At 47.0% G+C, this 11851-nt stretch carries 11 protein-coding genes; 5 read left to right on the top strand and 6 right to left on the bottom strand.

Annotated elements, in window-relative coordinates; genetic code table 11:
* Window positions 1-48: 48 nt before the first annotated feature.
* The gene (locus QUA58_RS04030; protein WP_333393110.1) at window positions 49-1200 is read right to left on the bottom strand and encodes a universal stress protein; all 1152 of its coding nucleotides are present in this window, start codon (window positions 1198-1200) and stop codon (window positions 49-51) included.
* 50 nt (window positions 1201-1250) lie between these two features.
* Here QUA58_RS04030 and QUA58_RS04035 point away from each other — a divergent pair, with 50 nt between their 5' ends.
* On the top strand, window positions 1251-1415 hold the full coding sequence (locus tag QUA58_RS04035; RefSeq protein ID WP_333393111.1) for a hypothetical protein: 165 nt from the start codon (window positions 1251-1253) through the stop codon (window positions 1413-1415).
* Between the two features lie 59 nt (window positions 1416-1474).
* Here the strand turns inward: QUA58_RS04035 and kdpC are convergent, their stop codons facing one another.
* The 5 genes from kdpC to kdpA all read right to left on the bottom strand — a co-directional run bounded on the left by kdpC (window position 1475) and on the right by kdpA (window position 7276).
* The gene (gene kdpC / locus QUA58_RS04040) at window positions 1475-2104 is read right to left on the bottom strand and encodes a K(+)-transporting ATPase subunit C (protein ID WP_333393112.1); all 630 of its coding nucleotides are present in this window, start codon (window positions 2102-2104) and stop codon (window positions 1475-1477) included.
* A 107-nt stretch (window positions 2105-2211) separates the two neighbouring features.
* Window positions 2212-2481 carry a K(+)-transporting ATPase subunit F gene (gene kdpF / locus QUA58_RS04045; protein ID WP_194066090.1) on the bottom strand — a complete coding sequence of 90 codons (270 nt, stop codon included), beginning with the start codon at window positions 2479-2481 and terminating at the stop codon, window positions 2212-2214.
* A 79-nt stretch (window positions 2482-2560) separates the two neighbouring features.
* On the bottom strand, window positions 2561-3169 hold the full coding sequence (locus QUA58_RS04050; RefSeq protein ID WP_333393113.1) for a Uma2 family endonuclease: 609 nt from the start codon (window positions 3167-3169) through the stop codon (window positions 2561-2563).
* 99 nt (window positions 3170-3268) lie between these two features.
* On the bottom strand, window positions 3269-5365 hold the full coding sequence (kdpB, locus tag QUA58_RS04055; protein WP_333393114.1) for a potassium-transporting ATPase subunit KdpB: 2097 nt from the start codon (window positions 5363-5365) through the stop codon (window positions 3269-3271).
* A gap of 135 nt (window positions 5366-5500) precedes the next feature.
* Window positions 5501-7276 (bottom strand): potassium-transporting ATPase subunit KdpA, encoded by a 1776-nt coding sequence (gene kdpA / locus QUA58_RS04060; RefSeq protein ID WP_333393116.1) that lies wholly within the window; start codon window positions 7274-7276, stop codon window positions 5501-5503.
* A gap of 850 nt (window positions 7277-8126) precedes the next feature.
* Between kdpA and QUA58_RS04065 the strand changes: the two genes are divergently transcribed.
* From QUA58_RS04065 to QUA58_RS04080, 4 genes are all read left to right on the top strand, one after another.
* Window positions 8127-9233, top strand: coding sequence for a HAMP domain-containing sensor histidine kinase (locus tag QUA58_RS04065; RefSeq protein ID WP_333248378.1), 1107 nt, complete (start codon window positions 8127-8129; stop codon window positions 9231-9233).
* The gene (locus tag QUA58_RS04070) at window positions 9223-9915 is read left to right on the top strand and encodes a response regulator transcription factor (protein WP_333393117.1); all 693 of its coding nucleotides are present in this window, start codon (window positions 9223-9225) and stop codon (window positions 9913-9915) included. Before QUA58_RS04065 ends, QUA58_RS04070 begins: the two co-directional genes overlap by 11 nt.
* Before the next feature lie 189 nt (window positions 9916-10104).
* Window positions 10105-10305: a hypothetical protein gene (locus QUA58_RS04075; RefSeq protein ID WP_333248374.1), complete on the top strand. Its 201-nt coding sequence runs from the start codon at window positions 10105-10107 to the stop codon at window positions 10303-10305.
* Between the two features lie 78 nt (window positions 10306-10383).
* Window positions 10384-11851 (top strand): cadherin-like domain-containing protein (locus QUA58_RS04080; RefSeq protein WP_333393118.1); only part of this gene is annotated, 1468 nt, incomplete at its 3' end.

Here is an 11851-nt window from a genome sequence, read left to right on the forward strand (position 1 = left end):
GGACTTACTGATACAACTACCAACTGACAACTGTCAACTGTCAACTGACTAATTAGAAACCCCACTTTTGTCAGTAGCGATGATATGCAAATCTACGTGTTTGAGCGATCGCACTAAATGTTGAGTCAAAGAACCGCGCAGCAGCAATGTCCAGCGGGATTGCTGGCTTTCGCCGATCACAATTTGAGTAATCCGATACTGTTTCGCTACGTCCGAAATCGCTTTGGCTATTTTTGTGCCGTTTACCCGCAAAAAATGCCCGTTAAATTCTTTACATAATTTCTCACAAGTTTCAACGTGCAAGCTTTCTACTTTTGTCAAAAATCGGTCTGGATCGTGGACAAACACAGCATAAAACGGGGCACTCATGTAGTTAGCAAGCCTCGCGCCGCGCCGCAGCAATTGCAAGGAATTAGGATAAGTCGAAACGCATACTAAAACTCGTTCGTGAATGTTGCAAACTTGACCTTTTAAAGTTGCTGCATCGTCTTCAACACTGTCTGCGACTTCTCGCAGGGCGAGTTCTCGCAAAGCAATTAAATGACGGCGCTGAAAAAAGTTTTTTAATGATTGTTCAATTTTTTCGGGAGCATAAATTTTGCCTTCTAGCAATCGTTCTTCTAAAGTTTCCGGCGTGACATCGACAACGAGTATTTCGTCAGCAGCTTCGAGGACGCTATCGGGCACTCGCTCTCGCACGACAACTCCGGTAATTCGAGCTACTAAATCGTTGAGACTTTCTATGTGCTGAATGTTGAGTGTGGAAAAAACATCAATTCCAGCATTGAGAATTTCTTCGACATCTTGATATCGTTTTTCTCGCAGAGAACCGGGAATATTTGTATGAGCCAGTTCGTCTACCAATGCTAGTTGAGGGCGGCGTGCTATCACCGCCTCAGTATCCATTTCTGCGAGCATTTTTTCGCCGCGCAGCATTTGTTTGCGCGGCACTATTTCCAGTCCTTCAGCTTTAGCTGCTGTCTCTTTCCGCCCGTGGGTTTCTAACAGTCCGACGGCGACATCTATGCCTTCAGATTTGAGTCTGTGGCCTTCTTCCACCATTCGGAAAGTTTTGCCGACACCGGGGGCCATCCCGATAAATATTTTGTGCTTTCCCCGGCGGCGGGTCCGATCGTAAGTGCGGTTAGGTTGGGCGTAAACCTCATCTGAATTGTTTGTGAGTTCGCTAGAGTGAATCATAGCTTAATAGATAAGTTGGCAGTTGGCAGTTGCCAGTTGGCAGTTGACAGTTGGCAGTTGACAGTTGGCAGTTGGCAGTTGCCAGTTGGCAGTTGGCAGTTGCCAGTTGGCAGTTGGCAGTTGCCAGTTGGCAGTTGGCAGTTGCCAGTTGGCAGTTGCCAGTAGTTAACAGTCAACAGTCAACAGTTAACAGTCAACAGCTAACAATTCCCTAATGACTAATGACTGATGACTGATGACCAATGACTACTGACTACTGACTACTGACTCTAAATTATTGTAAACTGTCGAGAGCTAAATTTAGTTTGAGGACGTTAACTCCCGGTTCGCCGAAAATTCCGAGAAATCTGCCGTCTGTATTTTTAGACACCAAAATTTCTACTTGATTGAGATTGAGCGATCGCACTTGTGCTATCCGCTCAATTTGCGCCCTAGCTGATTCTACACTAATGTGCGGATCGAGGCTAGAACCGGAGGTGTAGACTAAATCAGCAGTCGGTTTGATGCCAGCTTGGTTGAGGCGGGCTAATTCTACTTGCACGCCTTGAAAACCATCTTTTTCATTGCCTCGATTCAGCAAATCCGAGTTACTGGGAGCAAGGTTGCTAGCTCCCGAAACCCCCGTTCTTTGAGCTAAATTATCTGCCTTGGTAGGATCGAAATCAGTAGGTGCAAAGCTGCTGTAATTGGTGGTGGTGGGGCGGCTCCAAAAATATTTATCCGAACTGAATGATTGACCGATTAAGGATGAACCGACTACAACTCCCTGCTTAGTAATTAAGCTCCCGTTTGCCTGCGAGTTGAAAGCGAGTTGACCGATTGCTAGCATTATCAAGGGATAAATAATAGCCGTGATTCCCCACAAGACTAAGGTTACGCGAATCGCTCTGATTAATTCTCTCATAAATTACCTCAATGAAGGAAGAAGGAAGTTCGGCAACGGATTATGTAACGGATGTAACGGATGTAACGGATGTAACGGATTTTGTAAGGGGTGTAATGGATGTTTGCTTAAAATCTTTCCGGTTGGAAAATTACAGTAAACAAATAAACTGCGAGTCCGATGATTACTAAACCCAAAAGGCTTAAACCCCATGCAGCTTTTTTAGTTAAACCTTCATCCGTAGCGGCATACACAGCGGGAGCTATTATCAAGTTAAAGCACATTACTAGAAATAGCTGCACCGGGATTGGGTGGCGTTTACACAGCATTTCTCCTAACTCAACGGTGTCTTGAAAATCTCTAGGCAAAACATCATTCAGCAAAGCGTTTCGTTTCATGATTTTTCCTTTTTTTTACATTAAATTGCTTGACAATTTGAAATGAGCATCGACGAGGCAGAGCCTGGGAACGAGTCTGTTAAGCTTGCTCTGGTCGATCGCGCAGTGCATTGCGAAACTCAACTACAGCATCGTATTGATCGGGGATATTTGCACAACGAACGAACAATGTTAAATCCAAATCAGGTAGCAATTCACTGCGATCGACTTGTTTGTATTCTTCGTCTTGCAAACGGTACAGGGCTAGCTTGCCTTTTCTCCAAAACCACACTTCGGGAACCTTGACTCGCCTGTAGATTTCCAGAGTATTTACTCCGCCGCTGGTGACAACTACTTCTATTACAATGTCGGGAATCTCTTTCTTAGTTTCCAGATTGAATGATTCATCAGGCTCTTTCCTTCCTCCTAGTTGGATACTGCCGAGAGTCTTGCTACCACGCTTGTAAAATCGGATGTTTGCGTGTTGAAAATAAGCCAGCAGTAAGAGACTGATAGTGCTTTTACAATCTTCATGTTCTTCTGAAAGAGGAGACATAATATCTAAGGTTCCATAGAGGTAGGCTAGCCGCACATTTGGAAAATCTTCTAAAGCTGCTTCTATTGCTTCCAATTTCTCCCAGCTAACATCATAAAGCGTGAGGCACTGGTTGCTTTCACTGACTGGTTTATCCAAAAGTTGAGGATTCATAGGTCATTTTGCAATGAGTGGTTTTCAGATGAGCGTCGAGGCAGAACCTCTAAATCTATTCTATCCATTAAATCTCGTACTCTGCTCGCTACCGAACCTCTATGCTAGCCCGACTGCGGTAATCAACACATCGATTATTTTGATGGCGATAAACGGCGCAACTGCTCCGCCCAATCCGTAGATTAAAATGTTCCGCTGCAATAGTTGATTTGCTGTCAGCGGTCGAAACTTTACCCCGGTTAATGCTAGGGGAATTAATGCGGGAATAATTAAAGCATTGTAAACTAATGCGGATAAAATTGCTGATTGACCGCTCGCTAAACCCATGATATTTAAAGCGCCAACTGGGGCAAACATTGCCGGAATAATGGCAAAATATTTGGCGATGTCGTTGGCCAGGGAAAATGTAGTCAGCGCGCCGCGAGTAATTAGCAATTGTTTGCCAATTGTCACTAAGTCAATGAGTTTTGTGGGGTCAGAATCTAAGTCCACCATGTTTGCGGCTTCTTTGGCGGCTTGGGTTCCAGAATTCATCGCGAGTCCAACGTTTGCTTGGGCTAGGGCGGGTGCGTCGTTGGTTCCGTCTCCCGTCATTGCTACTAATTTGCCTTCTGCTTGTTGCTTGCGAATTACTTCGATTTTGTCCTCTGGAGTTGCTTCGGCAATGAAGTCGTCAACGCCGGCTTCGTCGGCAATTACTGAGGCGGTAATTCGGTTATCTCCGGTGAGCATGATGGTGCGAATTCCCATTTTTCGGAGTTGGTCAAACCGATCGCGAATTCCCGGTTTAATCACATCTTTCAAATAGATAATTCCGTAGGTGTCGCTGCCTTGACAAACAGCTAACGGCGTGCCTCCCAAGCGCGAAACTCGCTCGTAAGCTTCATCGAGATCCGCGCCGATATTGCCGCCGCGCGATCGCACAAAACCCTTCACCGCATCCACCGCACCCTTGCGAACCTCCGTCCCGTCGGGCAAATCCGTGCCAGACATCCGGGTTTTGGCGGAAAAATCTAGGCCGGTGGCGCTGGTGCGATCGAATTTTGCTGTAGCGCCCAATTTTTCCGCCAAACGGACGATCGACTTTCCCTCTGGAGTCTCGTCAAACACGCTAGCAGCCAGCGCCACACTCGCAACCTGATCCAGCGAGTGACCGTTGACCGGAATGAATTCCTCGGCTAAACGGTTGCCCAGCGTGATCGTCCCCGTTTTGTCCAAAATCAGCGTATTCACGTCACCGCAAGCCTCAACGGCGCGTCCAGAGGTCGCTATGACGTTAAACTGAGCGACGCGATCCATCCCCGCAATGCCGATCGCGCTCAACAAACCGCCAATGGTTGTTGGAATCAGCGCCACCAGCAGCGAAATCAGCGTCACCACGCCCACAGGAGTTTTCACATAATTGCCGATCGGCGGAATCGTTGACACCACAATCAAAAACACCAGAGTCAGCACGGCTAGCAGCACCGTCAGCGCGATCTCGTTCGGTGTTTTCGATCGTTCTGCGCCCTCTACCAGCGCGATCATCCTGTCCAAAAAGCCCTTACCGGGGTCTGCCATCACCCGCAGCGTCAGTTCGTCGGAAAGGATGCGCGTCCCGCCGGTAACGGAACTGGCGATGTCCGAACCCGGTTCCTTGAGCACCGGGGCGGATTCGCCGGTGATCGCAGATTCGTCCACCGACGCGACACCTGCGATCACTTCGCCGTCAGCGGGAATGACATCGCCTGCGATCACTTTAATTTGATCGCCGCGTCTCAGGGCTGTCGAACTTACTTCTTGAATTGAACCGTCTGGTAAGAGTTTGCGGGCTGTGGTGTCGGCTTTGGTCGATCGCAGCGCGTCTGCTTGCGCTTTGCCGCGCCCTTCTGCTACCGCTTCGGCAAAATTAGCAAATACCAAAGTGAAGAACAAAATAAATGTGACTAAACCGTTGAAAACTCTCTGATTTTCGCCGGGAACCGGGCCGAACAGCGTGGGGTCGATCGTCAAAAGTGCAGTCACAATTGTGCCTACCCACACCACAAACATTACTGGATTTTTCAGCATCACCCGCGGGTTTAGCTTGACAAAAGCTTCTTTGAAAGCTCTTTGATAAAGCCCTTTTGTATTTGCTTTGGGCGTATGTTTGCGAGACTCGCGAGGGCCTCTGGAACGGGAATTCTTTTGAGAATTAGGGGTATTGGAAGAAGCCATAATTTGGATTTTTAATGAACCGCAGAGGACACAGAGAACACGGAGAAAGAGGAGGGTGAGATTGACAATTTTTTGCTATTGAGGTGGAGGAGTTGGTGTTGCTTCGGGTGTTGTCGCTTCTGGTGTTGGTGTTACTCAAGGCGAAGGCGTTGCTAAAGGCGTTGTGAAAGGCGAAGGCGTTGCTAAAGGTGGCGCAGTTATCGGTGCTGGTTCCAACTTAGCGCTGCTAATTTCAAATCCTTCTGCAATTGGCCCCAAAGCTAGGACAGGGAAAAATGTCAGCGCGCCCAGAATTATGATTACTCCTGCGGTTACGCTGGTGAATAAAATGGAATCGGTTCTTAGTGTTCCGGTTGTTTCGGGAACCAGTTGTTTGTTTGTCATGCTGTCAGCTAGCAACAGCATTGCAACAATTGGAACGTAGCGCCCTAAAAGTAAACTAAAACAGGTGCTTAAATTCCACCAAAGTCCTGTTGCTGCGGGTTGAGAATCTCCTAATCCTTCAAAGCCTGAACCGTTGTTAGCTGCGGCTGAAGCGTATTCGTACATCACTTGCGAAATGCCGTGGAATCCGGGGTTGCTGATGCCGCTCAAGCTGTCGGTAAAGGCGAGGGTAATCGCGCCAGGGATTAAAACTGCGATCGGGTGAACTAACAAAACTACACTGGCTAAAACTATTTCCTGTTTTTCAATTTTGCGTCCCAAAAATTCTGGTGTTCTACCCACCATCAGTCCGGTGAGAAACACGCTCAAAATCAGGTAAATAAATAAGTAAGCTGTTCCGGTTCCTTGTCCGCCCCAAACGATTTGCAGAAACAAGTTAGACAGAGTAGCAAAACCTGCGGGAGGCATTAAAGAATCGTGCATTCCGTTCACAGCCCCGCACATTGTACCAGTTGTAGTCACTGCCCAAAGTGCAGTTTCTGCCCAGCCAAACCTAACTTCTTTTCCTTCTAAATTTGGTTGTACGGAACCCAGTAAATTATTGACTTGAGGATTTCCTTGGTATTCGCCAACTGCTGCAATGCCAATTAAGGCAACATAAATTATAAATACCATCCAAAAAATCAGCCATCCCTGTTTTTTGTTGTTGGCAAATCTGCCGTAGGTATGAATGAATGCTGCAGGAATTGAAACCATTGCTAGGGTTGCCAGCAGGTTAGTAAAAGGGTTGGGATTTTCAAAGGGGTGAGCAGAGTTAACCCCGAAAAATCCGCCGCCGTTTTCTCCTAGTTGTTTGATGCTTTCAAAGTGAGCTACTGGGCCGCGGGCAATAACTTGGGTGCTGCCTTCTAAGGTGGTGGCAACTTGTGGCCCTGCTAGGGTTTCGGGTACTCCTGAAATTAGCAAGAGCAAGGCGATTATTAAAGATAATGGCAGGAGAATTCTGGTAATTGATTGAATTAAATCGATGTAAAAGTTACCTAACGGGCGGCCAGTCAGTCCCCGAATAAAGGCGATTCCTACTGCTAAACCTGTGGCGGCTGAGGTAAACATTAAAAAACCCAGCGTTAATTGGGATAGATAACTATATGTTGTCTCGCCGGAGTAATGCTGTTGGTCAGTATTTGTGAGGAATGAAATTGTTGTATGCAGGGCGGTATCCCAGGTTGGTGCGCTGAGGCTGGTGGGATTTAAAGGCAGCACTCCCTGAAGCATGAAGATTAGAAAAACAAATATGCCCATTGCTACATTGCTGTATAATAGCGATCGCGCATATTGCCAGCCTGTCATGGAATCTACAACACGGATGTTGCCGGCTTTATAGATGAGTTGTTCTACTGGTTTAATGGCGGGATCGAGGATGGTTGGTTCTCCCATGTACACCCGCGCCATGTAGTTGCCGAAGACGGGCGTGATCGCTATTAAAATGATTAGGGTTAATCCGATTTGAGTTAATCCTTGCAGCATAACTTAGTTAAAAAATCCTCGTTGTTGAATAAATGCGCTTCACTTCTCGGAAAATGGCTTCGGAAAGAAGTCCACAAAACGGGGTGAGTTTTCTTTAAGGTTACTTCTAGTTCGCAGCCTATCGCCCGATTAATTGCTACTGCTAAAATACGATCTCCGCAGAAAATCGTTGGAATTTCGCTGGCTATAATTAATCGGTTTTCTCTTGTTAATCCCAAGCAATAGCAGTTGTCGGGCAATTGTATGGCACTTAGTGCTAGGCCGCAATAACTGCTGTTGAATTGGATCGGTACTTGAATGAGTTTTGGTTCTGCAAAGCTCATGAACGACTCCCGTAGGCCGCAAGGTTAGGTTTACTTTATATTGATTACTCTACAGAAGTTTGGGGTATTTGATAATTAGTCTTAAGATATAAGTTACTGTTTAGGATTTATGCTGGTCTGCTATATACTTTTACTAATAGGCGAATGTTTAGATGATGTTTGAAATCTATACTTGCAGGTATAGATGCTGTGTAAACGCTATTTTTGGGGGGACAATGTATTGAATATTTCAGGATTTATATCAAATCCTCTCTTCATCGGAATAGTAAATTCACTGTTGACTGTTGACTGTTGGCTGTTAACTGTTGGCTGTTGGCTGTTGGCTGTTGACTGTTGACTGTTGACTGTTGACTGTTGGCTGTTAACATCATGTATGAGTGCAACCGGAATTGATATTACGCACTCCGACTCAAAAAATCGGGTTTTTAGCGCAATTAGAGGCTAAAATTGAGTTTTTTCGTAAAAAGCCAGGTTTTTTGAGGGTCAATTCTTTCGGGACTGGTCATTTTAAAATGGATTGATTAGGAATGTTTAAAAGCTTATTAAAAATCCCCAAAAATGTACTACTTCAAGAGAAGTATTTGCGCGGAAGATGGTCGATCGCCATTTTGTTTGCTATTGTGATCGCGCTGGAATTTAGCACTCCCTCTGAGTATCTGTTTGGATACTTATACACGGGGCCGATTATACTGGCCAATTCGCGCTTGAGTCGGTTGGGGAAATTACAAATTACGCTGATAGCGGCAGCTTTGACTCTGTTGAATGTGTTTATCCCTCCTGGAGAAACGATCGCCCTAGCAACTTTTGCAAATAGAGCGATCGCAGTTATGGCTTTGGGAGTGACGGGATATTTGAGCGATCGCAACCAGCAGTACCAAGAAGCGATCGCTCTTGCTAAAGCTCAGTTGCAGTCGCAGCAGCAGCTAGCCAGCATCCGAGAGGATTTTGTCTCTACTTTGACTCACGACTTGAAAACGCCGATGCTGGGGGCGATAGAAACAATTAAAGCTTTTAAATCGGCAAAATTTGGCGATGTTACTCCCAGTCAGCAAAAGGTTCTCGAAACAATGGCGCGATCGCACAAAATGTCGCTACAATTAGTAGAAACCCTGTTAGATATTTACCGCAACGATACTGAAGGTTTGAAACTGCAACTTGCTCCTGTAAATTTAGTAGCTTTAGCAACAGAGGTAATTGCCACACTCGCAGATTTATCGGCGGCGCGTCGAGTTTATATTAGTACGAGTTACGGAGAGTCAGATTTCCGTCGCTCTTTGTGGGTAAACGGCGATGCAGTCCAACTCCAGCGCGTTTTTGTTAATTTGCTAACAAACGCGCTCAACCATTCTCCCCGAGGCGGCAAAGTAGAAATTGTGATGGCATCTCATTCAAATTATCAGGTAGTGAAAGTGAGCGATAGCGGGTTGGGAATTACCGCAGGGGAACTCTCGCACCTATTCGAGCGTTTTTATCAAGGAAATAGCGATCGACAAGCTAAAGGATCGGGATTGGGATTATACTTATCTCGCCAAATTATTGACGCGCACGGCGGTATAATTTGGGCAGAAAACAAATTACCCCACGGTGCTTTGTTTGGATTCCGACTACCAGCAATCTCCGCCAATGAAACCTAATTCTCCCTTACGAATTCTGCTAGTTGAAGACGACGAACTGTTTCGGTTGGGACTGCAAACTCGATTGCAGCAGGAAAGTTGCTTGCAAATAATTGCCGAGGCGGAAGATGGCGAAACTGCGGTTGAATTGACTCAAGAATACTTGCCGGATGTGGTGGTTTTGGATGTAGGTTTGCCGGGAATTGGTGGTATTGAAGCGTGCCGCCAAATTAAACAGCGACATCCAGAAATTCCCATTTTAATTTTAACATCCCATTCCCAAAAATCGTTAATTGAAAGATTGATGGCTGCGGGAGCTCACGGATATTGTCTCAAGGGAATTGCGGCGGAAACTTTGGTTTTGGCAATTCGATCCGTAGCGTCGGGCGCTTCTTGGTGGGATAAGGGTGCAACTGCGGAAATTAGGGCAGTTTTTACTCATGTTGAACCTGTAAAAGTCGGGGGGAAATCGGAAGTTTTAGACAATCCGCTGACGAAGCGGGAACAGGAAATCTTGGCTTTAGTTGCTGGTGGGAAAAGCAATCAGGAAATTGCACAAATATTGTACATTGCGCCGGGGACTGTGCGGGTGCACGTTCACGCAATTTTGCAAAAGTTAGAAGTGCGCGATCGCACTCAAGCTGCTGTTCTGGCAATTCAGAAGGGATTGGTTGCTGAAGAACTTTTGGCGATCGAACCTTAAAAAGGCAATTTGTGTACTGGAATAGTCGGTTTTTGAAATGAATTAATTGCTAAATGCGCCTCTACAAGCTAAATCTATTGCAGTTTGACGGAAAATTAATATCAGTCTCGATTGTTGATTTTATAGGTCTCCTGACTATACGGTACTACTATTGTCGATCGATGCTGACAACATTAATGAAGTTTGACATTGCACAAGTTTAACCTCAAAGCTAAGACGATGCAGAACTTCGTGCATTCTCTCCTACGGCCGCCCCGCAAGTTTGCAACTAGGCGCGATCGACCTAAACTTGACAATACTGGTTTATTCAGCGTACCACTCGCGATCGTACTCTTTAGGACAACTGATTTTTACGTCGGCGGGGGCTGCGATCGGCCGTGCTACTATTAGTTTAAACCTCAGAGACAATGGTCGTATCGATACTTCGGCTACCCAGCTTTCGTCATTAACGTCACCAACCAGCAACCAGTGGCACAACCAGACAGTTACAGTATTCCCCACGACAAGGTATTCAATCTGCCAGCCCCCGGAGTCCTAGCCAATGACGACGACCTCGACGGCGACGCCTTGACTGCCAAACTGGTATCCACGCCAAACAATGGCAAGGTCAATTTCAACAGCGACGGTTCCTTCAGCTATACTCCCAATCCCGGTTTTGCAGGCCCAGACAACTTTACCTACAGCATCAGCAACGGGGCATCGCCGTCTCCCCCCGTTCCAGTGAACCTGAATGTCATTAACTTTCCACCTGCGGGACAACCAGACAATTACAGCATTCCCCACGACAAGGTATTCAACCTGCCAGCCCGCGGAGTCCTAGCCAATGACGACGACCTCGACGGCGACCCCCTGACTGCCAAACTGGTATCAGTCCCCAACAATGGCAAGGTCAATTTCAACCCTGATGGTTCCTTCAGCTATACTCCGAATCCCGGTTTTGCTGGTTTTGACAACTTCACCTACAGCGTCAGCGATGGGGCATCGCCGTCTCCCCCCGTTCCGGTGAACCTGAATGTCATTAACTTTCCACCTGCGGGACAACCAGACAATTACAGCATTCCCCACGACAAGGTATTCAACCTGCCAGCCCGCGGAGTCCTAGCCAATGACGACGACCTCGACGGCGACGCCTTGACTGCCAAACTGGTATCCACGCCAAACAATGGCAAGGTCAATTTCAACCCTGATGGTTCCTTCAGCTATACTCCGAATCCCGGTTTTGCTGGTTTTGACAACTTCACCTACAGCGTCAGCGATGGGGCATCGCCGTCTCCCCCCGTTCCGGTGAACCTGAATGTCATTAACTTTCCACCTGCGGGACAACCAGACAATTACAGCATTCCCCAAGACAAGGTATTCAACCTGCCAGCCCGCGGAGTCCTAGCCAATGACGACGACCTCGACGGCGACGCCTTGACTGCCAAACTGGTATCCACGCCAAACAATGGCAAGGTAGTTTTCAACAGCGATGGTTCCTTCAGCTATACTCCGAATCCCGGTTTTGCTGGTTTTGACAACTTCACCTACAGCGTCAGCGATGGGGTATTGCCCTCTCCCTCCGTTTCGGTGAACCTCAACGTCACCAAGTTCTTAATCAACCAGCCGCCGCAGGCAAATCGTGACAGTTACAACACTCCCCACGACAAGACACTCAATGTCGTAATTCCCGGAGTCCTGGCCAATGACATCGACCCCGACGGTGACCCATTAACTGCAAAATTTGAGTCAGTCCCCAAAAACGGCAAGCTGAATTTTAACCCTGACGGTTCCTTTAGCTATACTCCGAATCCCGGTTTTGTTGGCTTGGAGGAATTCAGCTACAGTGTCAGCGACGGAACTTTCACATCAGCGCCTGCTGTGATAGGTATTAATGTCACAAATCAGCCGCCGCAGGCAAATAGTGACCGTTACAACACTCCCCACGACAAGACACTCA

It is taken from the genome of Microcoleus sp. N9_A1, from assembly GCF_036701795.1.
Lineage (GTDB): Bacteria > Cyanobacteriota > Cyanobacteriia > Cyanobacteriales > Microcoleaceae > Microcoleus.